General features: G+C 58.1%; 24 protein-coding genes. 7 read left to right on the top strand and 17 right to left on the bottom strand.

The features are described 5' to 3' along the window. Nucleotides 1-15: 15 nt before the first annotated feature. Nucleotides 16-2,400: a glycogen/starch/alpha-glucan phosphorylase gene (locus tag CARG_RS06060; RefSeq protein WP_020976524.1), complete on the top strand. Its 2,385-nt coding sequence runs from the start codon at nucleotides 16-18 to the stop codon at nucleotides 2,398-2,400. A 72-nt stretch (nucleotides 2,401-2,472) separates the two neighbouring features. Here the strand turns inward: CARG_RS06060 and pyk are convergent, their stop codons facing one another. The 15 genes from pyk to CARG_RS06130 all read right to left on the bottom strand — a co-directional run bounded on the left by pyk (nucleotide 2,473) and on the right by CARG_RS06130 (nucleotide 16,069). Continuing rightward, nucleotides 2,473-4,011, bottom strand: a complete 1,539-nt coding sequence (pyk, locus tag CARG_RS06065; RefSeq protein WP_020976525.1) for a pyruvate kinase — start codon at nucleotides 4,009-4,011, stop codon at nucleotides 2,473-2,475. A 79-nt stretch (nucleotides 4,012-4,090) separates the two neighbouring features. Then, nucleotides 4,091-4,978 carry a prolipoprotein diacylglyceryl transferase gene (gene lgt / locus CARG_RS06070; protein WP_020976526.1) on the bottom strand — a complete coding sequence of 296 codons (888 nt, stop codon included), beginning with the start codon at nucleotides 4,976-4,978 and terminating at the stop codon, nucleotides 4,091-4,093. Nucleotides 4,979-4,984: 6 nt separating this feature from the next. Next, a complete protein-coding gene (gene trpC, locus CARG_RS06075) occupies nucleotides 4,985-5,794 on the bottom strand; it encodes an indole-3-glycerol phosphate synthase TrpC (protein WP_020976527.1) in 810 nt (269 codons plus the stop codon). Between the two features lie 98 nt (nucleotides 5,795-5,892). Beyond that, a complete protein-coding gene (locus CARG_RS06080; protein WP_020976528.1) occupies nucleotides 5,893-6,531 on the bottom strand; it encodes a TIGR02234 family membrane protein in 639 nt (212 codons plus the stop codon). Then, nucleotides 6,531-6,935 carry a phosphoribosyl-AMP cyclohydrolase gene (gene hisI / locus CARG_RS06085; protein WP_020976529.1) on the bottom strand — a complete coding sequence of 135 codons (405 nt, stop codon included), beginning with the start codon at nucleotides 6,933-6,935 and terminating at the stop codon, nucleotides 6,531-6,533. Before hisI ends, CARG_RS06080 begins: the two co-directional genes overlap by 1 nt. Then, a complete protein-coding gene (hisF, locus tag CARG_RS06090; protein WP_020976530.1) occupies nucleotides 6,935-7,711 on the bottom strand; it encodes an imidazole glycerol phosphate synthase subunit HisF in 777 nt (258 codons plus the stop codon). Before hisF ends, hisI begins: the two co-directional genes overlap by 1 nt. A 3-nt stretch (nucleotides 7,712-7,714) precedes the next feature. Beyond that, a complete protein-coding gene (gene priA, locus CARG_RS06095; RefSeq protein WP_020976531.1) occupies nucleotides 7,715-8,494 on the bottom strand; it encodes a bifunctional 1-(5-phosphoribosyl)-5-((5-phosphoribosylamino)methylideneamino)imidazole-4-carboxamide isomerase/phosphoribosylanthranilate isomerase PriA in 780 nt (259 codons plus the stop codon). A 52-nt stretch (nucleotides 8,495-8,546) separates the two neighbouring features. Further along, nucleotides 8,547-9,182 (bottom strand): imidazole glycerol phosphate synthase subunit HisH, encoded by a 636-nt coding sequence (gene hisH / locus CARG_RS06100; protein ID WP_041747583.1) that lies wholly within the window; start codon nucleotides 9,180-9,182, stop codon nucleotides 8,547-8,549. Nucleotides 9,183-9,209: 27 nt separating this feature from the next. Next, complete coding sequence (locus CARG_RS06105; RefSeq protein WP_020976533.1) at nucleotides 9,210-10,658, bottom strand: MFS transporter; 1,449 nt, start codon at nucleotides 10,656-10,658, stop codon at nucleotides 9,210-9,212. Between the two features lie 117 nt (nucleotides 10,659-10,775). After that, entirely contained in the window at nucleotides 10,776-11,381 is a 606-nt protein-coding gene (gene hisB, locus CARG_RS06110; protein ID WP_041747047.1) for an imidazoleglycerol-phosphate dehydratase HisB, read from the bottom strand. Between the two features lie 30 nt (nucleotides 11,382-11,411). Beyond that, nucleotides 11,412-12,530 carry a histidinol-phosphate transaminase gene (locus CARG_RS06115; RefSeq protein WP_268869940.1) on the bottom strand — a complete coding sequence of 373 codons (1,119 nt, stop codon included), beginning with the start codon at nucleotides 12,528-12,530 and terminating at the stop codon, nucleotides 11,412-11,414. A gap of 32 nt (nucleotides 12,531-12,562) precedes the next feature. After that, nucleotides 12,563-13,891: a histidinol dehydrogenase gene (hisD, locus tag CARG_RS06120; protein ID WP_041747587.1), complete on the bottom strand. Its 1,329-nt coding sequence runs from the start codon at nucleotides 13,889-13,891 to the stop codon at nucleotides 12,563-12,565. Nucleotides 13,892-13,927: 36 nt separating this feature from the next. Continuing rightward, nucleotides 13,928-14,197: a biotin synthase auxiliary protein BsaP gene (gene bsaP, locus CARG_RS09865; RefSeq protein ID WP_020976537.1), complete on the bottom strand. Its 270-nt coding sequence runs from the start codon at nucleotides 14,195-14,197 to the stop codon at nucleotides 13,928-13,930. A 19-nt stretch (nucleotides 14,198-14,216) separates the two neighbouring features. Continuing rightward, complete coding sequence (gene bioB, locus CARG_RS06125) at nucleotides 14,217-15,254, bottom strand: biotin synthase BioB (protein ID WP_020976538.1); 1,038 nt, start codon at nucleotides 15,252-15,254, stop codon at nucleotides 14,217-14,219. A 137-nt stretch (nucleotides 15,255-15,391) separates the two neighbouring features. Beyond that, on the bottom strand, nucleotides 15,392-16,069 hold the full coding sequence (locus CARG_RS06130) for a hypothetical protein (RefSeq protein ID WP_020976539.1): 678 nt from the start codon (nucleotides 16,067-16,069) through the stop codon (nucleotides 15,392-15,394). Between the two features lie 71 nt (nucleotides 16,070-16,140). On the opposite strand from CARG_RS06130, the gene CARG_RS06135 reads away from it, so the two are divergent. The 3 genes from CARG_RS06135 to CARG_RS09660 all read left to right on the top strand — a co-directional run bounded on the left by CARG_RS06135 (nucleotide 16,141) and on the right by CARG_RS09660 (nucleotide 20,511). Continuing rightward, entirely contained in the window at nucleotides 16,141-16,731 is a 591-nt protein-coding gene (locus CARG_RS06135; protein ID WP_020976540.1) for a TetR family transcriptional regulator, read from the top strand. Nucleotides 16,732-16,801: 70 nt separating this feature from the next. Further along, nucleotides 16,802-19,294 carry a glycogen debranching protein GlgX gene (glgX, locus tag CARG_RS06140; RefSeq protein ID WP_020976541.1) on the top strand — a complete coding sequence of 831 codons (2,493 nt, stop codon included), beginning with the start codon at nucleotides 16,802-16,804 and terminating at the stop codon, nucleotides 19,292-19,294. Beyond that, nucleotides 19,294-20,511 (top strand): exonuclease domain-containing protein, encoded by a 1,218-nt coding sequence (locus tag CARG_RS09660; protein WP_020976542.1) that lies wholly within the window; start codon nucleotides 19,294-19,296, stop codon nucleotides 20,509-20,511. Before glgX ends, CARG_RS09660 begins: the two co-directional genes overlap by 1 nt. Here the strand turns inward: CARG_RS09660 and CARG_RS10085 are convergent. Next, nucleotides 20,462-20,956: a hypothetical protein gene (locus CARG_RS10085; protein ID WP_144198574.1), complete on the bottom strand. Its 495-nt coding sequence runs from the start codon at nucleotides 20,954-20,956 to the stop codon at nucleotides 20,462-20,464. The two genes, CARG_RS09660 and CARG_RS10085, sit on opposite strands and share 50 nt — an antisense overlap. Before the next feature lie 265 nt (nucleotides 20,957-21,221). On the opposite strand from CARG_RS10085, the gene CARG_RS06150 reads away from it, so the two are divergent. Genes CARG_RS06150 through CARG_RS06160 form a run of 3 tightly spaced genes read left to right on the top strand, consistent with a single transcriptional unit; the run spans nucleotide 21,222 to nucleotide 23,247 of the window. Beyond that, entirely contained in the window at nucleotides 21,222-21,866 is a 645-nt protein-coding gene (locus CARG_RS06150) for a hypothetical protein (protein WP_020976544.1), read from the top strand. A 19-nt stretch (nucleotides 21,867-21,885) separates the two neighbouring features. Continuing rightward, nucleotides 21,886-22,875 carry a GTP pyrophosphokinase gene (locus tag CARG_RS06155; protein ID WP_020976545.1) on the top strand — a complete coding sequence of 330 codons (990 nt, stop codon included), beginning with the start codon at nucleotides 21,886-21,888 and terminating at the stop codon, nucleotides 22,873-22,875. A 3-nt stretch (nucleotides 22,876-22,878) separates the two neighbouring features. Beyond that, on the top strand, nucleotides 22,879-23,247 hold the full coding sequence (locus CARG_RS06160; RefSeq protein ID WP_020976546.1) for an RNA-binding S4 domain-containing protein: 369 nt from the start codon (nucleotides 22,879-22,881) through the stop codon (nucleotides 23,245-23,247). 5 nt (nucleotides 23,248-23,252) lie between these two features. Here CARG_RS06160 and CARG_RS10245 read toward each other — a convergent pair whose 3' ends face one another. Continuing rightward, the gene (locus CARG_RS10245; protein WP_020976547.1) at nucleotides 23,253-23,408 is read right to left on the bottom strand and encodes a hypothetical protein; all 156 of its coding nucleotides are present in this window, start codon (nucleotides 23,406-23,408) and stop codon (nucleotides 23,253-23,255) included. Between the last annotated feature and the right edge of the window lie 62 nt (nucleotides 23,409-23,470).

Consider the following 23,470-nt stretch of genomic DNA (forward strand, 5'->3'; position numbering starts at 1 on the left):
CTAGGATTAACGCACATGAGTAAACACTTCGATGCCGCAACCGTCGGCAGCTTTGTTCGCGCCGCATCCGGGACAGCCCCCACGGATGCCACCGACCGGAAATTCTGGTTCGGTCTCTCCGCCAACGTGATGGAGGAGCTAGCGGACAAGTGGCAGGCCACAACCGACGCCTACAGCGCCACCCGCCAGCAGCACTACCTTTCCGCCGAGTTCTTGATGGGCCGTGCTCTGCTGAACAACCTCACCAACCTTGGTCTGGTGGAGGATGCTGAACAAGCAGCCCGCGAACACGGCCACGAGCTTGTTGATGTTCTCGAGGCGGAAAATGACGCCGCGTTGGGTAACGGTGGCCTGGGACGCCTCGCTGCATGCTTCCTGGATTCCTGCGCCACGCAGGATCTGCCTGTCACCGGCTATGGCATCCTCTACCGCTACGGTCTGTTCAAGCAAAACATTGAGGGCGGTTACCAAACCGAAGAGCCCGACGCTTGGATGGAAGACGGCTACCCCTTCGTCATTCGTCGTGAAGAGCAGCAGCGCATCGTCACGTTCGACGACATGATTGTGCGCGCCGTCCCTTACGATATGCCGATCAGCGGCTACGGCACCAACAATGTCGGCACCCTGCGCCTGTGGAAAGCAGAGCCTCTGGAAGAGTTCGACTACGACGCGTTCAACTCGCAGCGCTTCACCGATGCCATCGTCGAACGCGAACGTGTCATGGACCTGTGTCGCGTGCTCTACCCGAACGACACCACCTACGCGGGCAAGGCCCTGCGCGTCCGCCAGCAGTACTTCTTTAGCTCCGCTTCGCTCCAAGCGATGATCGCCAACTACATTGAGCATCACGGCGAAGACTTGAGCGATTTCGCGAAGTACAACAGCATCCAGCTCAACGACACACACCCCGTGATCGCTATCCCTGAGCTGATGCGGTTGCTCATGGACGATCACGGGCTAGGCTGGGACGAAGCGTGGAAGATCGTCACCGAGACTTTCGCATACACCAACCACACCGTCCTGCCCGAAGCACTCGAACAGTGGGAAGTATCCATCTTCCAGCAACTGTTCTATCGGGTGTGGGAGATCGTCGCTGAAATCGACCGCCGCTTCCGCCTGGACATGGCAGAGCGCGGACTCGATGAAGGAACGATCCACTACCTCTCCCCTGTTCATGATGGTCACGTCTACATGGGTTGGTTGGCCTGCTACGCCGCCTACTCCATCAACGGCGTTGCTGCCATCCACACCGAAATCATCAAGGCAGAGACCTTGAAGCAGTGGCATGAGCTGTGGCCCGAGAAATTCAACAACAAGACCAACGGCGTCACCCCACGCCGCTGGCTGAAGATGTGCAACCCTCGACTATCCGATCTGTTGACGCGGCTTGCCGGTGGCGACCAGTGGGTGAAAAACCTCGACGAGCTGAAAAAGCTCCGCTCCTTTGCTGACAATGACGCCGTCATGCAGGAACTGCTGGAGATTAAAGACGCTAACAAGCAAGACTTCGCCGAGTGGATTGCCCAGCGTCAAGGAATTGACGTCGACCCGCATTCCATCTTCGACGTGCAGATTAAGCGTTTGCACGAATACAAGCGCCAGCTGATGAACGCCCTGTACATCCTCGACCTCTATTTCCGCATCACTGACGGCGAAGTAGTGATCGACGATGTCCCCGCCCGAACCTTCATCTTCGGGGCGAAGGCCGCACCCGGCTACGTGCGCGCTAAGGCGATCATCAAGCTCATCAATGAGATCGCAGAACTGGTCAACAACGACCCCGTCGTCTCCACCAAGTTGCGCGTCGTCTTCGTTGAAAACTACAACGTCTCCCCCGCTGAGCACATCATCCCGGCAGCGGACGTCTCCGAGCAGATTTCCACCGCTGGTAAAGAAGCCTCCGGCACCTCCAACATGAAGTTCATGATGAACGGTGCACTGACGCTCGGCACCCTCGACGGCGCTAACGTCGAAATCGCCGATGCGGTTGGCGAAGACAACGCCTACATCTTCGGAGCCAAAGTCGAGGAACTTCCCGAGCTCAAGGCTCACTACAACCCCTACGCGCTCTACGAGACCGTCCCCGGCCTCAAACGCGTCCTCGACGCACTGATTGACGGCACCCTCGGCGATGACCACTCCGGTGCCTTCCACGACCTGCGCGGCTCCCTACTCGACGGCAATGGCTGGGAAACACCAGACGTCTACTACGTTCTCGGTGACTTTGCCGCCTACCGTGAAACCCGGGACGCCATGGCCAATGATTACTACGCAGACCGCCTCCACTGGGCGCGGATGTGCTGGATTAACATTTGCGAATCCGGCAGGTTCTCATCAGACCGCACCATCAGCGACTACGCCAATGAAGTGTGGAAGATCGAGCCCACCCCCGTGCGCTAAATTCTCCGGACACTAGAAAAGCGCTCCCGACCATGATGGTCGGGGGCGCTTGTTCATATGAACCCTAAGAAACTACTTCTTCTTTAGGCTGCTGACGGTTTTTTCGACCTGTGCCTCCACGGCATCAACCGCAGCTGCGACCCCCTCCTTAACATCTGCAGCAAGGTTTTCAGCCGTGTTCCGCTTAGCGGACATGAGCTTGGTGGTCTCGCCCAATGCATGCACCTGGATCATGTTGGTGTTGCCTTCCACTCCGGGAGGAGAACCAGCGCACACAACCATAATGTCGCCCTCTGTGTACTCCGGCATCGACAACAGCTGGGTATCGACCTGCAGCATCATGTCGTCGGTGTCCTTCACCGGATCAGTGAGGAAGGTCTGGGCGCCCCACGTCAATGCCAACTGCGAACGCACATGCTGGTTAGGGGTGAATACCAGCAGCGGCAGGTTGCAGTGCAAGCGTGCAAGCCGCTTTGCGGTGTCACCCGAGGTGGTGAATGCAACCAAGGCGCGAGCGTTCAAACGCACGGCAATGTCGCGAGCGGAATAGGACACAACGCCACGCTTGGTGCGAGGGATGTGGGTCAGCGGAGGCACAGAGCCATCCTGCTCTGCGCGAGCAACGATGCGGCTCATGGTGCGCACCACGTTCTGCGGATCTTTACCCACCGAGGTCTCACCCGACAGCATCACAGCGTCAGCACCATCCAACACAGCGTTAGCCACGTCGGAGGCTTCTGCACGGGTGGGACGAGAATTCTCGATCATCGAATCGAGCATCTGGGTTGCGACAATGACCGGCTTAGCGTTCTCGCGGGCGATTTGAATCGCGCGCTTTTGCACCAGCGGCACGTCTTCCAAAGCGACCTCAACGCCAAGGTCACCACGGGCAATCATCACGGCATCAAACGCCAAAATGATGGATTCTAGAGCATCAACAGCCTCGGGCTTTTCCAGCTTCGCGATCACCGGGACGCGGCGCTTTTCCTCATCCATGATGGCATGGACCAAGTCCACATCCGCAGGGGAACGGACGAAGGACAAAGCAATAAAGTCCACACCCAGCTTGAGTGCGAAGCGTAGGTCAGCAATGTCTTTTTCAGACAGTGCCGGAACCGAAATGTCCATACCGGGCAGTGACACGCCCTTGTTGTTGGACACGGGGCCGCCTTCGACGACCTCACACACGACGTCATTGCCTTCGACGCGCAAGCAGACGAGGCCTACCTTGCCGTCATCGACCAAGAGGCGGTCACCAGGTTTGGCGTCTTTCGCCAGGCCCTTGTAAGTGGTGGACACTCGGTCGTGGGTGCCGGGTACATCGTCAACGGTGATGCGCACGACCTCACCGTCAGCCCAATAGGTGCTGCCTTCTTCGAAACGACCCAAGCGGATCTTCGGGCCCTGCAAATCAGCCAACACGCCGATGGCGCGGCCAGTCTTGTCAGTGGCCTCACGGACCCAGTCGTAATTTTTCTGGTGGTCAGCGTAGTCACCATGCGAGAAATTCAGGCGGGCAACGTCCATGCCGGCCTCGGCCAAGCCGAGGATGCCTTCAGCGCTGGCGACTGCGGGGCCAAGCGTACATACAATCTTCGTTCGTCTATCCACGACCCCCACCTTAGCCCCGTTAGGGTCAACCGCGCACAGTTGGCGATCACCGTCACATATCTATCGCTCGGTGACAGCCTTATCCTCTGGCATCGTCCGAAGTACGTTGGTTCGCTTCCTGAAGTGCACGTGCCCGCATCGCGCTCCCCCGAAGCAGAAAGAAGGCCACAGCACACAAGAGAACAATGGCATACATCACGGTGTTGACTCTTAGCCCCATTATGTGGTTCGCGGGGTCAGAACGCATCGATTCCACCCACAGCCGCGACACCGAATAACCCACGGCATACAGTGCGAACAAGCGCCCTCCAGTGAGCGAAAAGCGGCGATCAGCCCACACCAAAATCGCAGCAACCGCGAGGCTACACAGCCCCTCGTAAAGGAAGGTCGGGTGAACCACCGTCAAGACTTCACCCGTTGAGTGCCCAGACAATGGCGCGTAATGGCCGGTGTCATCCACCCGGCGGTAAATCTCAAGCCCCCACGGCACCGTGGTCTCCCGACCGTACAGCTCTTGGTTAAACCAGTTACCCAGGCGACCAATGGCCTGAGCTACAGCGATGGTCGGAGCAACAGCATCAGCAAACGTGGCGAAAGATAGACCCAGCCTGCGGAACCTCAACCACACCGCAACCGTGGCTAAGGAGATCGCCCCAAGAATGCCTAAGCCCCCCTCGGTCAGGTTAAACACCCTCAGCGGCTGGCAATCGGAGCAGAAATAAGAATCCCACTGGGTCAGCACATGGTAAGCACGGCCACCAATGAGCCCGAAAATAATCACGTACACCGCAGCATCCATGACGACCTCGGGATCGCCCCCACGTGCGGCATAGCGTTTGCGGCTCCATAGGATCGCCACGATGACACCAGTCATGATGCACAGTGCATACGCACGAATAGGAATCGGGCCTAGGTGCCACACACCCTGTGGCGGTGAAGGAATGGCTGCGAAAAGTTCTTGGGTCACATCGAGCTAGTCTACCGAGGGGCAACACGGGTGTGCCCCTGCCGCAGACAACTGACGCACCAAAGTGGATGGGACCTGCGCGGTCACCAGCTCCGTGCCAACAACCACAGCATCTGCCCCTGCCCCCGCATAGGTCAACAAATCAGCTGCCGAGCGGACACCGGACAGAGCAATTTTGACCACGTCGTCGGGTAAACCCGGGGCAATATCGATAAAGGCCTCGCGGTTGAGTGTCAACGATGCAAGGTTGCGGGCATTAACCCCAATAACCCTCGCGCCAGCGTGCATGGCTCGCGTGGCTTCTTCTGCGTTTTGCACTTCCACCAGCGCCACCATCGATAGGGAATGCACCCGGTCAATCAATGCAGACAGCTGGGCAGGTTCCAACAGGCCGACGTGCAGCGGAATCATGTCAGCGCCATAAAAACGTGCCTCGTGGATTTGATAAGGATCGACGATGAAATCCCTACACATCACGGGAACGCTCACCGCGTCAGCCACTGCCTTCAAATCGTCCAGAGAACCCTGGAAACGTCGGCTTTCTGTCTGGCAACCGACCATCCACGCACCACCAAGCTCGAACTGGTGCGCCAGCTCCGCAACAGAACTAATCGGCGGCAAAGGGCCCAATGTCGGCGACGCCCGCTTGATTTCAGCAATCACACCGCACCCAGGCTGACGCAACACCCCCATGACGTCGCGGGGCGGACGCACCGACTGCGACAATTCCTTCATGCGATCCATGGGCACGCGGGCGCGACGTTGCTCGACGTCCTCTTTGACGCCGCGCACAATCTGTTCGAACACCGTAGCCATTAATCGCTCAAATCTGTCGTGTTGCTCACTACACCTTGAAACTACACCACACAGCCATGAGACAAAAGTCACCCAACCCCCACTTGTGTGATAGCTACTCAGTTATCGCGGGTGGGGTCGATATCGGCGTCGAGTGCATCCCACAACGCACGGCTAGCATCATCATCCTCGGCCTCCGCCGCATCCGTGGATCTATAAGCAGCACGCTCATAACGATCACCAGAGGCGACCACACCAGGCCGCAGAGCAACGACCACGCCCGAAACCACAGCCAACGCACAACCCAGCAACGCAACAACCGGGCCCCACACCTGCGGCTCGACCGAAACAATATCGGCCCACTGGCTAATGTGATTAACCTGATCAGCAGACTGCGCAGCACCCCCAACAGCGCTATCCCCCACCGTCAACAACGAACGCACACGCGAAGCGTCCGGCTCACCAGTCAGCAAGCCAAGAGCTTGCCAACTCGCCCCAGCACCGGCCAGAGCACCAATCACACCAGCAACACGGCGCCCCATCGGCCGAAGCGCCATCGCAGCGACAGCACACACAAACAACAGCAAAGCCACAGCGACAAGCTCACTAGACCACAGCGACCCCACCACAACACTCGTCTTATCCCCAGACTTATCGTCCACAGACTCAACAACAATCCACGTCATGCGGGAAGCAACCCACACCACCACGCCAGCAACCGCAAGAAAAATAGCGGCAGCAACCCTCCGCGACGTCATTAGTGATCAGCCTCCCCGAGCAAAGGCAACACCTCAAAGCAACTGCGCGCACCCGTATGGCACGCAGCGCCCGTCTGAACAACCCGCATCAACAATGTGTCGCCGTCACAATCCGCATCAATAGAGACCACAGACTGCACATGGCCACTGGTCAAACCCTTGATCCAATACTCATTACGCGAACGAGAAAAATACGTCCCCCGACGCGAACACAACGAATACGCCAAAGCATGCGCATCCATCCACGCCAACATCAACACACGCTCCGACTCAGCATCCTGAACCACAACCGGAATCAAGCCAGCATCATTGAAACGCAACTTACTGGCAGCCTCCGCACCAATGGCACGCACCAAATCAGCATCCTCAGGATGCTGCGGGCAATACGACTGATCCACCAACATTACCCGCGCACCTCGTAACCCGAAGCCTCGATATCACGCTTGCACTCCGCGATTGAGACCTCACCAAAGTGGAAAATCGACGCAGCCAACACAGCATCCGCACCCGCAGCCACCGCAGGCGAACAATGCTGCGCACGCCCCGCCCCACCGCTAGCAATCACAGGCACAGAAACAACCTCACGCACCTTAGAAATCAGCTCCAGATCGAAGCCATCCTTGGTGCCATCACCATCCATCGAATTAAGCAGAATCTCCCCCACACCGAGCTCCTCGCCACGGCGCGCCCACTCAACCGCATCAATCCCAGCCGAACGCGAACCGCCATGAGTCGTCACCTCAAAACCCGACGGCTGCGGCACCCCACCCTCCGGCACACGACGAGCATCCACACTCAACACAATGCACTGGGCACCAAAACGCTCACTCAACTCGCGCAACAATTCCGGCCGCGCAATAGCCGCCGTATTCACACTGATCTTATCTGCACCCGCACGCAACAACTGATCAACATCATCCGCAGTACGCACACCCCCACCAACAGTCAAAGGAATAAACACCTGCTCCGCAGTACGCCGCACCACATCCAACATCGTGTCCCGGCCAGCCTTCGACGCAGACACATCCAAAAACGTCAGCTCATCAGCCCCCTCGGCGTCATAACGCGCAGCCAACTCGACAGGATCACCAGCATCACGCAAATTATCAAAATTCACGCCCTTGACGACCCGACCATTGTCCACATCCAAACAAGGAATCACCCGAACTGCAATACCCACAGGTTACACACCTTCCTTCGAGTCGCGATCGACGCCAACTCCGGACTGTGCAGCCACAGCCTCCAGAGCCTCGCTGAGCGTAAAACGATCCTCGTACAGAGCCTTGCCGATGATGCACGAATCGATCCCCTCATGCGCATAAGCCGCAATATCGACCACATCCTGCAGACAGCTAATCCCACCCGAGGCAACCACCGGCGCATCCGTCGCAGCAGCAACATTACGCAACAACTCAATGTTCGGGCCACTCAGCGTGCCATCCTTCGACACATCCGTCACCACAAAACGCGCACACCCCTGCGCATCGAGCCGCTCCAGCACCTCCCACAAATCCCCACCATCAGACACCCAGCCATTGCCCTTCGTACGCCACTGGCCGTCCTCCAAACGCACAGCCAAATCCACAGCAACCTTGTCCCCATAGCGGGCAATCACATCCGCGATCCACTCCGGCTTCTGCAAAGCCGCCGTGCCAATATTGACGCGTCGCGCACCAGTGGACAACGCGCGCTCCAAGGACTCATCGTCGCGGATACCGCCGGTGAGCTCTACATCAATATCGAGCGCGCCGACAACCTCCCGCATCATCTCATGGTTAGAGCCGTGACCAAACGCGGCGTCAAGATCCACAAAATGCAGCCACTGCGCACCCTGCTCCTGCCAACGCAACGCCTGCTCCAAAGGGGAACCGTAGACCTTCTCACTACCGGACTCACCCTGGTGCAAACGGACAGCTTGACCATCGACAACATCGACGGCAGGAAGCAAAGTAAAAGCAGACATGTATCAAGACCTAATTTCTTCTAAATTCAACGACGTGCTACAGCCCAAACGACTACAGCGTATCCAACCAGTTTTTCAGCAGCTGAGCGCCAGCATCACCGGACTTCTCCGGATGGAACTGCGTCGCCCACAGCGGGCCATTTTCCACCGCCGCGACATAACGGCAAGCATCCTGCTGAGTCCACGTAACCAACGGGGACGTGGTCAAACCATCATCCTTAAACGTCCAGTCCATCACCCCGTAAGAGTGCACGAAATAAAAACGCTCCGACGGCTCTAGGCCCGCGAACATTTGGGATCCCTCCGGAGCCTCCACGGTGTTCCACCCCATCACCGGAACAACCTCCGTGGTGAGCTTTTCCACAACACCCGGCCACTGCCCACACCCCTGCGCAACGGTGCCGTGCTCCACCCCCTGTTCAAACATGATCTGCATCCCTACGCAGATACCGAAGACGGGACGGCTGCCTGCCAGGCGCTCGCCAATCATGCGGTCACCTTTGACAGACTTCAGCCCCTGCATACACGCCGCATACGCCCCGACACCTGGTACCAACAAACCGTCGGCTGCAAGCACAACCTGAGGGTCATGCGTCACCTCAACCTCGGCGCCCACCCTCTCGAGTGCACGATGAGCGGAACGAATATTGCCAGAGCCGTAGTCCAATAAAGCGACGCGTTTAGCCATAGGTGCCATGATACGGCACCGTTAGTTTTAAGTATCAGACGGACTATCGCTGGCACCGCGCTGCTTAGCATTGAGGTTGGTACGCAGGGGCTTCACAATAGGCTTAATCGGCTTAACGGTCGCACGAGCAGCAGCTTTTCCTGCGACTTTGCTGACGCGTCCGACTTTCTTAGCACCATGGTAGGTTGCTCTAGCCATCGGGACGCGGCGAAGATGCGCACGAGTGTTGTGGTACTCGACAATACGGTGCTTACCGGCGATCGAATCAGCAATGACCAACGACAGTCCGATACCAACCAATGACGCCGCGACGAAAAAGGCACCATCATATGCCAAGCGTGCCGCGACGAAACCAAGCACCACTGACCCCAGGCCAGTGCCTGAGTCGAAAGAAATGTTCCACATGGCCGAAGCATCAGACACGCGCTCACGAGGAAGGCGCGCGAACATCATCAACAATGCCTCGTTTTGTGCCGCGCCAAAACCGAGCCCGAAGGACAAGGCAGCCACGAGCATCAGCCACGCATTCCAATCAGCGAAAACGACCAGCGCGACGAGCAACAGACCGAGGACACCGAGCAGCAAGGAGGGAATCATCAACAAGCCTGCCTGGCCTTTACGGTCGGCATACATACCAGCCGCGTAGCGGGAGACCATCTGAGCACCACCAACGATGGCCAGCACGACGCCACCGATCAACACGCCCTTGGCCGGGTCGAGGTCGCGCACCGCCGCCGGAAGGAAAGAGTTCAGGGCACCAAAGCCCATGGCGATGCCGCACATAGCAATCGCGGGCACCGTGATGAGCTTCCACGTCGCGACAGCGGGAACACCCTCCAGGAGGGTATCACCCCCTTTACGCTGCACCTTCGGTGCGGCCTTAAGCCGCGGCAGTCGTGAACACACCACAGCGCCGACAACTGCAATCGCTGCGGTGATGCCGTAAACGACGTTGAAACCGAAGTGCTTTGCAAGGTTAAGCCCTAAGGGCAGCACGAGCATTTCCACGAGCCCAATGACAAGGCCCAATGCGCCGGAAGCTTTGCCAAGGAACTTCAGCGGTACGAGCTCTGCGATAAGTGCAGCCTGGGCAACCGTGAGCGCACCGAAACCAATGCCACGGATGGCAGACACCGCCAGCACGGGAACAGGCGCGATTGACACCATGTAGGCCAAGGCAGGAACGCCCAGGATGGCGGCAGAAAAAACCATCACCGGTGTGTACCCGATGGTACGCAACGCACGAGGGGTAAACATCTGAGTAATGACGGTAAACAGCATGAAGATGCCGGTGGTGGCACCCGCTAGCGTTTTGGATCCCCCACTTTCGATAACCGCCAGAGGCAGGGTGGGCAACAGCATTGTCCACGAACCGAATGCAGTGGCCACAGCGATGAGCGTGCCGATTAGCCCCGGACTCTTCCACATGTTGTCAATTTGTTCTAGTTGATCACGCGAAAGAGCCTCATGTGCCACTTACGTCATCGCTCCTATCATCCACATCGTGCCCGCGACGATCGCCGACTTTATGAGTTATTTAGCTCGTGCAAGGCTAGCAAATCAACGGTGTGTAATGCCACCTCACCCCCTGTTTTAGAGGGTGCCTTTAGTGGAGGGCACACCCTCGACCCGCGGGTCGTCTTCGGTAGCAGCCCGCAATGCCCGAGCTACAGCCTTGTACTCGGCTTCGGTGATGTGGTGAGGGTCGCGGCCATAATGACAGCGCACGTGCAGCGCGATCTTCGCGTTAAAGGCCAGGGTTTCGAAAAAGTGATGGTTGATGACCGTCGCGTAGTGCCCGCCGATGACACTGGTGATCATGTAGTCGGGTTCGCCGTTGATAACGCAGTACGGTCGACCGGACACATCAACGATAGCTTCGCACAGAGTTTCATCCATCGGGATCTGGCAGGAAGCGAAACGACGGATCCCCTTCTTGTCCCCCAGTGCTTGGGCGAACGCTTGGCCCAGCACAATACCGGTGTCTTCAACCGTGTGGTGAGCATCCACATCGGTATCACCGCTGGCTTGAACAGTTAAGTCAAAGGAACCATGCTGGCCGAAAGCAGTTAACATATGGTCGAAGAACGGCAAGCCTGTGTCGATGGTGGTTACGCCAGTGCCGTCGAGGTTAATCTCGACAACAATCGAGGATTCTTTGGTGGTGCGCTCGATGCGTGCTACGCGAGGGGTGCTCATGGTGGTGCCTTTCACAGCAAACTGTAGATGCTAGCTATTTTCTTTGATGATCTCTTGCGCAGCCCGTAGGAAGGCGTCGTTTTCCTCCGGCAGGCCGATTGTCGCGCGCAGGTACCCTTCCACGCCGACGTCGCGGATGAGGACGCCGCGGTCAAGAAACTGCTGCCACGCCGACGCGGCGTCATCAAACAATCCGAAAAAGACAAAATTCGATGCGCTGGGAACAAGCGAATACCCCATCGCCGTCAAAGCCTCAGAAACACGATCGCGTTCCTTAGCCAACACCGCCACAGTAGCCAAGGTGTCCTCGCTATGACGCAACGCAACAATCGCCGCGAGCTGGGATAATGAGGACAGGTGGTAGGGCAAACGCACGAGCAACACAGCCTCAACGAACGCCGGGCTCGCGACGAAATAGCCCAGCCGACCACCCGCGAAGTCAAACGCTTTACTCATGGTGCGCGACACAACCAGCTTGGCTGGGTAGCGCTCGATGAGCGTGACAGCAGAAGGCCCATCGGAGAACTCGGCATAGGCTTCGTCGACAATGACGATGCCGGGGCTAGCCTGCACGATGCGTTCAATGTCCTCAAGCGAAGTCACATCACCCGTGGGATTGTTCGGGGTCGTAACAAAAACGACGTCCGGGTGCGAATCCGCAATCGCCTGGAGTGCAGCATCCATGTCGATGCGCATATCCTCACCCCGAGGGCAGGACACAAATTCCGTGTGAGTGCCCTTACTAAGCAAGGGGTGCATCGAGTAACTAGGGGTGAAACCCAATGCCCGGCGTCCGGGGCCGCCAAAGGCCTGGAGCAGCTGATGCAGCACCTCATTGGACCCATTAGCCGCCCAGACGTTGTCCACAGTGGCATCCACGCCCGTTGCCCGGGAAATGTAGCGTGCGAGTTCCGTACGCAACTCCACGGCATCACGCTCGGGGTAGCGATTGAGATCGGACGCGACCGAGCGAACCCGGGCAATAAAATCTTCCACCAAAGCGTCCGATGGCGGGTAGGGATTTTCGTTAGTATTCAGGCGCACGTCCACGTGCAATTGAGGAGCGCCATAGGCCTTATCCCCACACAGCTCGTCGCGAAGAGGCAGATCCTCCATACGAGTTGACTGGGCCAACGCAACTTGGTTGATAGGCGACTCAGGTGAACTAGACACGGACTCACTCAATTCTTTGTAGGAAGCTGCTCGAAACGAGCCCGGATGGCCTCGCCATGAGCCGGAAGGTCTTCGGCATCCGCCAAAGCCACCACGACGTCAGAAATTTCTTTCAACGCGGCCTCGTCATAGTCGATAAGGTGCACTGCTTTGAGGAACGTATGCGTCGACAAACCGGAACTATGGCGGGCAGTACCGGACGTTGGCAACACATGGTTGGATCCGGCGGAGTAATCACCCAACGGAACCGGCGAGAACTCACCGACAAAAATGGCACCCGCATTACGAACTGACTCCGCAACCTGGCGGGCATCCCGGGTGTGGATCTCGAGGTGTTCGGCGGCATAGGCATCGACAACGCGCACGCCTGCATCAATGTCGTCGACCAACACGATGCCCGACTGCTGGCCCGTGAGAGCCTGCTTCACACGATCAGCATTGCGCGTGATCGAGTAGCGAGCGGAGATTTCTGCGTCCACAGCACGTGCAAGCTCCTCAGAGTCGGTGACAAGCACGCTAGCAGCCATTACGTCGTGCTCCGCCTGACTGATGAGGTCATAGGCCACCCGCACCGGGTCTGCTGTGTCATCGGCCAAAATCGCAATCTCCGTGGGGCCGGCCTCCGAGTCGATCCCCACAACCGAACGGCACAGGCGCTTGGCCGCAGTGACAAAAATATTGCCCGGTCCGGTGATCATATCCACCGGAACCAACGCCTCGGAGGAGTCTTCGTCGCCATAAGCCAGAAGCGCGATAGCTTGGGCGCCACCAACCGCCCAGATCTCATCAACCCCGAGCATGCCACACGCTGCGAGGATAGTCGGGTGGGGCCAACCACCATGCTCAGCCTGCGGAGGAGAAGCAACAACCATGCCCTCCACCCCAGCAGCCTGGGCAGGAACCACATTCATAATGACCGAACTCGGGTAAACCGCATTACCGCCGGGCACATACAGTCCCACGCGCTCAACCGCGATGAACTTCTCAGTCACGGTCGCACCAGGGGCCAGCTCAGTGGTGTGGTCCTTTGGCCGCTGGGCCTCGTGAACCGTACGCACCCGAGCAATCGATTCTTCTAGAGCCAACCGCACGTGCTGTGACAGGCCAGCAACTGCGGCGTCAATAATTTCCTGAGGAACACGCACAGACTTCGGCCGCACATGATCGAAACGCTCACCGTAATCCAGCGCTACGGAAGCGCCTCCCTCGCGGATTTCGGTCACGATGGGGGCAACAATGCCTAAGACACTATCGACGTCAGTACCACCACGCGGCAAGGTTCGCCGCAGACTACTTAAGGTCGGGGTCTGTCCACGGAGGTCAATAACATTGAGCAAGCTCGACATGGGGACAATTCTAGACCTTGAGATCTGTCAACGCTGACCCAGGTAGGCAGAATCAACCTCACCGTGGCGAGAGCAGCGCGCTTCCCAACCATCCGGGCGGATCTGAACCACCATCCTTCGGCCACAGAGCTGGCAGAACCGTGGGGCCTCTAAACCAGCACGGGCCGACGGTGAGAGCGTAATCTCTACGCCCTCCGCGATCTCTTGCCCCGTATTGGGGTGAAATACCGGCGCATCACCAGAGACGATGGCTGCAAGAAGCTCATCACTGGCAAGGCGCCGCTGGGAACGTTCCATGATCGACTAGTGCCCCCTGCTACACCGTGGCGTTGAGCGCCTTGATGGGAAGGCGCAGCTTGCCCATCATGTCCAAATCCTGCTCCTGAGGGCGGCCCAAAGTGGTCAGGTAGTTTCCGACGATGATCGCGTTGATACCACCCAACAGGCCCTTTTCGGCACCCAGATCACCCAACGTGAGCTCGCGGCCGCCGGCAAAACGCAGCATGGTCTTCGGCAGAGCAAGACGGAAAGCACCAATAGCACGCAAGGCATCCGAGGACTCCATCACCGGGTAATCCGCGAATGGGGTACCGGGGCGCGGATCGAGGAAGTTCATCGGCACTTCGGTGGGATCCAAAGCGGCGAGATCCGAAGCGAACTCCGCACGCTGCTCTAAGGTCTCCCCCATACCGAGGATGCCACCCGAGCACACCTCCATGCCGGCTTCCTTCACCATCCGCAAAGTTTCGCGACGAGACTCCCAGGTGTGGGTGGTGACCACGTTCGGGAAGTAGGAGCGCGCAGTCTCCAGGTTGTGGTTGTAGCGGTGCACACCCGCTGCGGCGAGGCGGTCGACCTGCTCCTGGGTGAGGATGCCGATGGATGCGGCTACCTCGATGTCTACCTCGGCCTTAATTGCTGCGACCGCCTGCTCTAGCTGGGAAAGAAGGCGCTCGTCCGGGCCCTTCACCGCGGCAACAATGCAGAATTCAGTTGCGCCGGACTTTGCGGTCTGCTTTGCTGCCTCAACAAGAGCGGGGATATCCAACCATGCGGAACGCACGGGAGATTCAAACAGACCCGACTGGGAGCAGAAGTGGCAGTCCTCTGGGCAACCGCCAGTCTTGAGGGAGATGATGCCTTCCATCTCGACCTCTTCGCCGCACCACTTCAGACGGACTTCATGCGCCAGGCCAAGGAGCTCCTCGAGTCGGTCGTCAGGAAGCTGGAGAACCCGAAGGGTCTCTTCCTTATCCAGGCCCACTCCCCTGCCGAGAACTTTCTCGCGGGCAATGTCGAGGATGTCGACCTCGGACGAGTGGGCTAAGGGCTGTTCGGTGGTGGGGGTGCTCATACGTTCTCCAAAGTGTTGTCCGTTAGCTGGAGCGCAAACTGTGCGATAGTTCACGCCATGTGTTAGCAAGCACAACCATACACGGCTAATTAAACACCGTTCAACACGACGCGCAGCCCGACATCACCGGCCACCGGCTACATGTCGTTGCCGCACATCTTCCAGCCACCCTCATTGTGGAAACGCATCACAGCAGTCACCGGCTCTTGGCCTTCGGACACGGTGGTCACGGTCGCAGACGCGATGTCACCGTCAACCTGCAGATTGTCTACCGCAGACACGTGGGCCGGGCGGAAATCAGGTAGCGCAGCTAGAGGCGCATCAAGCGCCATCGCAATCTGAGGATCGCTGGGGAAGAAGGCCCCACGGCCACCGTTAGCGTCGATCAGAGACTGGCAGGTGCTATCAGCGGTACGCTCGAGCACCTCGCGCGGGGTACGCCCCTGCGCAATGTTGTTCAGCATGTCAGTGATCTGCTGACGTTCTTCAGGGGTTCCCGGACGGCCGGTATTGACCGGTTTAGCCTGGATCGGGGCAAGCTGATTGATCTGGCCCGCGGGGGCAGGCGCGGGGGACTGTTCTGCCGGTGGCTGCTCGGCTGGCGCCTTCTCCTCAGGCTTCTTTTCTTCCTCTTTAGGCACCTCAGTAGAGGTAGGAGTAGTGCTGGTGGAGGTTGTGGAGGTCGTCGTGGTCGTCGTCGAGGTGGTTTGCGACGATGCCTCATCTTCCTTATCGCCGCCGCAAGCTACAAGACCAAAAGGAATGCAGAGGGCGGTAGCCAAACTCAGGGTGCGTGTCGCAAAAGTGCGATTCATGAATACAAACTCCTAGGAATCAAAAGTATGAGGGGTGCCACCACACTAGCAGCAAATTAAGATGGGTTTCTATGCCATCTGCTCGCACGCTCTCACGCCACAGGATCATTGATGCGGCCCTGGACATCCTCGACAGTTACGGTCTGGCCGATCTGACGATGCGTCGCCTTGGGAAGTCCTTGTCTGTCGGGCCCGGCGCGTTGTACTGGCATTTTGAATCCAAGCAGGCGCTGATTGCGGCCCTGGCCGAGCGCATTGTCGCTCCGGTATGTGCTCACACCGACACCCCTGTCGAACAACCACTCAACCGTGAGGCGCGGTGCCTGGCGGTGGATAACGCGGCGTCATCGTTGCGCAGTGCCTTGCTGGAGCACCGGGATGGGGCAGAAATTGTCTCCGCCGCTTTAACGCACGAACCCCTAGCCACGATGCTGCGTGCTACCTTGCGGTCGGCTACGGGTGATGACGTCGCGGCCAACACGCTTCTGTATTTCGTTCTGGGCGCCACGGCGCATGAACAATCGGCCTTGGCTTTGGCGCAAGCAGTGGCACCGGATGCGACAGAAAGCCAAGTGCATAGCGTTCATGATGCAGCTACGGAGCAATTCAACCAGGGAGTTGAGCTCATTAAAGTCGGGATAGTGGCGACGCAAGCCCAATAACCCGGTCCGGTCGCGGCGCTTTCCGGGGGAATGAGTACCAATAGGCGGGCAGCTACTAGACTGTGAGCTTATGAGTGAAGCCAAGGACGTCTATCAAGTGTGGCCCGGCGAAGCCTATCCCCTCGGTTCGACCTACGACGGTGCTGGCACCAATTTCGCCCTTTTTTCGGACGTCGCAACTTCAGTCGAATTGTGCCTCATCAGCGAAGACGGCCACGAAACCCGCGTTGAGGTCACCGAGGTAGATGCCCAAACCTGGCACTGCTACCTGCCCGGGGTGCAACCCGGACAGCGCTACGGCTGGCGCGTGCATGGCCCCTACGATCCGGATAACGGCCACCGGTGTGATCCCAGCAAACTCTTGGTCGATCCGTATGCCAAGGCGTTCTGTGGCGAATTTGACGGCCACCCTTCCTTGTTCTCCTACGACATCTCGGATCCGGATAATCCCGAAGGGCGCAATACAGAGGACTCCCTCGGTCACACCATGACGTCTGTGGTGATTAGTCCTTTCTTCGATTGGGCTTCCGATCGCGCCCCCAAGACTCCCTTCCACAAGACCGTCATTTACGAGGCTCATGTCAAGGGCATGACAATGACTCATCCCGGGGTGCCCGAAGAGCTTCGAGGAACCTACGCGGGACTCGCCCACCCTGTCATCATTCGTTACCTCAAGGATCTCGGCATCACCGCCATTGAACTGCTGCCTGTGCACCAGTTCCTCCAGGATGATCGGCTGCGGGACCTCGGCTTAAGGAACTACTGGGGCTACAACACCTTCGGCTTCTTCGCTCCACACCAGGACTATGCAGCGGCCACCAAACCCGGCGGTGCAGTCAGTGAGTTCAAACAGATGGTGCGCACCTTCCACGAAGCTGGGATCGAGGTGATCCTTGACGTCGTGTACAACCACACCGCCGAAGGCAATCACTACGGCCCCACTATTGCTTTCCGCGGTATCGATAACGCCGCGTACTACCGCCTGGTCGACGGGGATCAGCGCCACTACATGGACTACACCGGCACAGGCAACAGCCTCAATGCCCGGCATCCTCACTCTCTGCAGCTGATCATGGATTCTCTGCGCTACTGGGTGACCGAGATGCATGTTGATGGGTTCCGCTTCGACCTAGCCTCAACCTTGGCGCGTGAGCTCCACGACGTCGATCGCTTGTCTGCCTTCTTTGATTTGGTGCAGCAAGATCCCATCGTTAGCCAGGTCAAACTCATCGCGGAACCCTGGGACGTCGGCGAGGGTGGCTACCAGGTGGGCAACTTCCCTCCCCTGTGGACTGAGTGGAATGGTAAGTACCGCGACACTGTGCGCGACTTTTGGCGCGGCGAACCATCCACTTTGGGCGAGTTCGCTTCTCGCATCACAGGCTCTTCGGATCTCTACGCTAACAATGGTCGTCGACCCACAGCTTCAATCAACTTCGTCACCGCCCATGATGGCTTCACGCTCAATGACTTGGTGAGCTACAACAATAAGCACAACGACGCCAATATGGAGGGCGGTCGCGACGGTGAATCGCACAACCGCTCATGGAACTGTGGTGTAGAAGGCCCCACCGAGGACCCAGAGATTCGTGCGCTTCGTGCACGCCAACGCCGGAACTTCCTCACCACCTTGTTGCTCTCTCAGGGCACACCGATGATTGCCCATGGTGATGAAATGGCACGCACCCAAAAGGGCAATAACAATGTTTACTGCCAGGACTCCGAACTCAGTTGGATGAACTGGCAGCAAGAGCACGACAACGAAGCACTGGTGACGTTCACTAAGAGGTTGTTGCGTATTCGGGCGAACCATCCGGTGTTTAGACGTCGGCAGTTCCTCGCGGGGGGCCCTTTGGGTGATAGCTCAGTTGCAGAGCGTGACATTGCGTGGCTGGTGCCCTCTGGCAAGCTAATGACTCAGTCCGACTGGGATTTCACCTTCGGCAAGTCCTTAATGGTCTACCTCAACGGCCAGGCGATCGTTGAGCCGGATGAGCGCGGCGCGAAAGTTACCGACGACAGTTTCATTCTCTGCTTCAACGCCTTCCATGAAGCCATCATGTTCACCCTTCCAAGCCGTCGCTTCGGACAACGTTGGAAGCTCATTGTCGACACCACTGAAGACACCGGTTACCCCATCGAAGAGCAATTCATCGATGCCTGCGGAACCATCGAAGTTCCTGCAAGATCCACCTTGGTCCTCAAGCAGATCGAACCACCGGTGCTCGAGGCCTCCGATGTGTGCGAATCCTGCGACATGGACACCGCTGAAGTCGACGGCACCGAACCCTGCGCTTCTGCTAGCCGTACGTCAGCTAACGCTGCCAGTGATCGCAATGGGAGCAATGGCTACGGGCGCTACACCGGATTCGAGCAGCCCGGTATTGGCGACTCTGCATCACCTATTTCGGCACCAACCTCGTTTGAAGAAAACCAGGCACGCGTACGCCTCGCTGCGGCGCTTGTCTCCGGCGACCCCACGCCTGCCGGTGGAGAACAAGACGACGAACCACAGCAGCCCAACGTAGAGGGCGACGAATACGCGGAGACCCCGGACTACTAATGCCACAAACACATGATCTGACGGTGAAATGCCATGGCGGCTCGCTCTATTTCGACGGCGCGGTAGTGGAGTTTAAGCCACGCAGCCCACTGAAAAAGGCCTCCATCACAGATGTTCGTCAGTGGTTAGATGAACTCCACGCAGGTATGTCTGACTCCTTGCGCGTTGAGTCAGATTTACCGACTGCACGAGACGGTGGACATGTTGCGCTGAGGGCTGGAGACCAGTACTTGTCCTGGGATTTTTCACCGAATCAAGAGCACGACGCCCGCGCATTTGCGGCAGCTTTAACACGGCTGTGCCCTAGCACCACCATCCCCGGGCTCAACTTTGTCGCTCTCGACGTTGAAACCGCGAATAGTAATTACGGATCGGTCTGCCAGATCGGTGTTGTGCGCATCGTCGACGGTGCGGTCGCCGATAGCTCCAGCTGGCTATGTACGCCACCTGAAAAAGTAAACTATTTCGACGAAGTTAACGTGGGAATACACGGTATTACGCCAGAAGCTGTAGCGGACGCGGCGCCTTTTTCGGAGGTTATCGACGAGGTTCGCACTTTCATCGGAGCTGACTCCGTGGTAGCCCATTTCGCCCAATTCGATACCGCTGCTCTTCGGGAGGCATGCCTCTATGAGGATGTTGCGCCTCTAGAGTTTAGTTTCGGTTGCTCCTATGTTCTGTCAACGATGACGGACTTGGGGCAGCAGCGTAACGGGTTGAAATTCGTTGCCGAAGCCGTAGGCTATGACCTTGTCAATCACCACGATGCGCTCGCGGATGCTGAAGCCTGCGCAGCAATAATCGTGGAGGTCGCACGCCGAGAGGACCTTCTACATCCCTTCGACAACACGAACGGCACCACTGTGGCGGACATGTTCCATCGTCGTGGTGTTCTACTAGGTACTAGCGCCAGCAGCATTCAACCAGTGCTCACCGACCGCAATGGCACTGGCGTTGTGCTTCAACGCCGCAGTCTGTCACTCTCCCCCCTCCCAGAAGGAGCGCGGCTGGCGCGAACGCGGGCCCCTCGAAGCCGCCGACAGCACACATCGTCCCCCACTTCCGCATCATCAAGCGATGATTCCTACGACCCAGGATGGGGCGAAGGGCCTATAGCTCGCCGTAGGGAGCTCACAGGAGAAAACCCCCGGTGGGCCAAGGGCGCCATCACGCAGCAGGCTGAGTTTTGCGCAACACATCCGCTGCAGAAAACATAGGGCGGTAGTGGGCGTCAACAACCCAACAGTATGTCGGAGAAGACTCCCCTACTAGTTGATGCACGGTGAACTCGAACGGGCAGTCCAATAGCCTTCCGATCCACCATTCGCAGTCGCGTGTGCGTACATGCTTTCCCTCCGCATTACTGAAGCGTGCCTCAATGACATAGGCCGGCGTTCGCTCAGTTCCATGCTGCTGGAATTCAGCCCGCATATCCGGCCCCACGCGATACCTGCGCAACGCAACTTTCAGCCCGGGTACACCGGCTGTGGGCGGGAGACTCACAACTGGCGGGCGCCACGCAGCGCTAGCGCGGGCCAGGGAACGCGGATGCGAGATGACAGCATCGAGCCGATCGAGCGCTTGCTCCCCGTAGGGATCCCCCTGATGCGACAGCAGGCTAAGTTTTGGATTGAGCTTGGACACGTTGTTTAAGAAAGTCATGGTGCACACTGTAGGAAAGCCACCGGACAGTACGAACCTAAAAACTCGCCCCCTACAGTTAATTATCGAACATATGGCGGATAACCTCACTAACAGTGCAGGTCACTGAACCATTCGTGCGGCAGTCATATGTTCGATACCTTCGAACACTGTCAAACGTTTTTGAGTGCGTCGAGGTAGCTCACCAAATGATGCGGAACCTCCCGCGACGTCATTACGTCCATGTATACGAGGACAAAAACCGACGTCGCTGAAAGGACCCGACATGAGCACACCCACGATCCCACCCACGGCACTCGACTACGCGGCACTGACTGCCGAGCTACCACCGCGATGGATCGACGGTGGACGCCAGCGCTCATCCGAAATTAACGCATTGAGCCTTAGGCTCGTCACCCGCGGTACTACCCCACCGCGACTGACCGATGCGGACTTCGCCACCCACCCAGTACGGCTGGCACTCTCAGAACACCTGAGCGCGGAAATCATCTACAACAGCAAACAAGCACGCAGCGTCGCTGTTGGCACACTACGAAAACTAGGCCTCAACGCGACACGCGCGTGGGACCTCGCAGCCGACAACATCCTAGACCGGGCTAGGTGTAACCACTCCTACGGAGTGCAGGTACAACACCGCCCGCTCACCCTCGACTACATCGGCCCACCACCAGCCGTAGAAATTAACAGCCCCACCGACGACACGACCGCGTGGCTGTGCCATCCCCACCTCTTTTCCATGCTGCACCAAAGACTCACGCAACTTCTAGCCAGCGAGGATCTTCGTTACGAGGTCGGCTCAGAATCACGAATCCGCGTCTTTTCACCCGCTGCTCAAAATTACCCTGCCATCGACACCACCCGGGCCATGCTGCTCTATAGAGCCGGATACCCCTTCCAGCTAGGCGCCTGACCTATACTTGCACCTTGTTATGCCTCAGACTTCTTCTCCCGCTCGCCTCGGCCAGGTTTACCACGCCTGGCGACGTGAGCACCCCACCGCAGCACAGGACTTCAAAGACGCCATCGAAGACCTGCTTGATGACTCCGGCGTCACCTACGACCGAGTGACATCAAGGGTTAAAACCTGGCGTTCTTTTAAAGCGAAAGCACTTAGCCGCACCGCCGATGGCACCCCACGGTACAACGATCCGTGGAACGAGATCCGGGACCTTGTCGGAGTACGCATCACCACCTACCACTCCACCGCCATCCCAGAGGTCATCAACGTACTGCGTCAATCGTTTAAGGTTGTGAAGTCCGTGGACAAAGCAGCTCAGACGAAAATTTCTGGCGGCTTCGGCTATGGTTCGCACCACCTCTATGTCGAGATCCCCTCGGGCATCGAAGGGTTGGAAGAATACGCCGGGATGCTGTTTGAGGTACAGATCCGCACTGTGCTGCAACATGCCTGGGCGGAGTTCGAGCACGATGTCCGTTACAAATCCGGCGATTGTCTGGACCCCCGCGTCGACAGGGCTTTCACCCTGGCTGCGGGGTTAATCGAGCTTGCCGACCAGCAGTTCGACCAAATTGCGACGATTCACGGCGACACCCCAGACCATGGCTCCGATGTCGAGCTGACGGCGGAAACCCTGCCAGGTGTGCTGACGGTGCTCGTGGGCAACCGCTTCCCCACCTCAAAGATCGCCCACTACACCTGGATGGAAGAACTACTTTCCGCCCACGGGATCACCACCCTGGCACAGCTTCGTAATCTTTTGGATGACGCCGCGATCGCCGACGTCCACACGAAAATGCAGTATCGATTCGTCCCCAGCCAGCTCCGGCTGATCGATGACTTGCTGCTACGCACCTACGGGGAAGAACACATCGAAAAGACAGCTAAAACCGGCAACCGTGCCCAACAGCGTCCCGAGCGCCTTCGTGGCCGCCTAGCTAAGCTCCGTAAGGACAGTTAAACCATGCCGCAGCAGGTGAGGATCGACGCGTGGGTGTGGGCAGTCCGCCTCTATAAAACACGTACAGCAGCTGCTGCTGCGGTTAAGGCTGGCCATGTCAAACTTAACGGTGTGGCAATCAAACCCTCCAGCCCAGTGGTGGTGGGTGATCGAGTGCGCGTATGGGTCGACCATAGGCTGTACGACGTGGAGGTCACTCGGTTGATCAGCAAACGCGTGGGCGCGCCCATCGCCCGAGAATGCTACGTGGATCATTCCCCTCCGCCGCCCCCGAAAGAAATTCTTGCGTCACAGCCGCGCCGCGACCGGGGTGCGGGTAGGCCAACAAAAAAGGAGCGCCGCGAGATCGATCGTCTCCGCGGGCACCCCTAAGCGCATTACTGCTGGCTGCTGGTGAATGTCCCATCAGCGTTGATGCCCCACGACGCGGGTGGGAAGTTGATGCCAAAGTCACGGAAGAAGTCTGCTACTGCCAACGCCCACACCTCCAGCGCGTCCGCGAACTGGGGGAAATTGTTGATCGAAGACAACATACATACTCCTCAAAATTGTCTTATGTGCACGGTTCTGCGCTTCAAGTGTACACAACTCGATG

Source organism: Corynebacterium argentoratense DSM 44202, assembly GCF_000590555.1.
GTDB lineage: Bacteria > Actinomycetota > Actinomycetes > Mycobacteriales > Mycobacteriaceae > Corynebacterium > Corynebacterium argentoratense.

Bases quoted from the DNA above. Each gene is read 5' to 3' on its own strand.
- CARG_RS06060 (WP_020976524.1), top strand. From the start codon at position 16: ATGAGTAAACACTTCGATGCCGCAACCGTCGGCAGCTTTGTTCGCGCC.
- trpC (WP_020976527.1), bottom strand. From the start codon at position 5,794: ATGGCTACGGTGTTCGAACAGATTGTGCGCGGCGTCAAAGAGGACGTC.
- CARG_RS06080 (WP_020976528.1), bottom strand. From the start codon at position 6,531: ATGACGTCGCGGAGGGTTGCTGCCGCTATTTTTCTTGCGGTTGCTGGC.
- hisI (WP_020976529.1), bottom strand. From the start codon at position 6,935: ATGTTGGTGGATCAGTCGTATTGCCCGCAGCATCCTGAGGATGCTGAT.
- priA (WP_020976531.1), bottom strand. From the start codon at position 8,494: ATGTCTGCTTTTACTTTGCTTCCTGCCGTCGATGTTGTCGATGGTCAA.
- hisH (WP_041747583.1), bottom strand. From the start codon at position 9,182: ATGGCTAAACGCGTCGCTTTATTGGACTACGGCTCTGGCAATATTCGT.
- hisB (WP_041747047.1), bottom strand. From the start codon at position 11,381: ATGAGCACCCCTCGCGTAGCACGCATCGAGCGCACCACCAAAGAATCC.
- bsaP (WP_020976537.1), bottom strand. From the start codon at position 14,197: ATGGAACGTTCCCAGCGGCGCCTTGCCAGTGATGAGCTTCTTGCAGCC.
- bioB (WP_020976538.1), bottom strand. From the start codon at position 15,254: ATGAGCACCCCCACCACCGAACAGCCCTTAGCCCACTCGTCCGAGGTC.
- CARG_RS06130 (WP_020976539.1), bottom strand. From the start codon at position 16,069: ATGAATCGCACTTTTGCGACACGCACCCTGAGTTTGGCTACCGCCCTC.
- CARG_RS06135 (WP_020976540.1), top strand. From the start codon at position 16,141: ATGCCATCTGCTCGCACGCTCTCACGCCACAGGATCATTGATGCGGCC.
- glgX (WP_020976541.1), top strand. From the start codon at position 16,802: ATGAGTGAAGCCAAGGACGTCTATCAAGTGTGGCCCGGCGAAGCCTAT.
- CARG_RS09660 (WP_020976542.1), top strand. From the start codon at position 19,294: ATGCCACAAACACATGATCTGACGGTGAAATGCCATGGCGGCTCGCTC.
- CARG_RS10085 (WP_144198574.1), bottom strand. From the start codon at position 20,956: ATGACTTTCTTAAACAACGTGTCCAAGCTCAATCCAAAACTTAGCCTG.
- CARG_RS06150 (WP_020976544.1), top strand. From the start codon at position 21,222: ATGAGCACACCCACGATCCCACCCACGGCACTCGACTACGCGGCACTG.
- CARG_RS06155 (WP_020976545.1), top strand. From the start codon at position 21,886: ATGCCTCAGACTTCTTCTCCCGCTCGCCTCGGCCAGGTTTACCACGCC.
- CARG_RS06160 (WP_020976546.1), top strand. From the start codon at position 22,879: ATGCCGCAGCAGGTGAGGATCGACGCGTGGGTGTGGGCAGTCCGCCTC.
- CARG_RS10245 (WP_020976547.1), bottom strand. From the start codon at position 23,408: ATGTTGTCTTCGATCAACAATTTCCCCCAGTTCGCGGACGCGCTGGAG.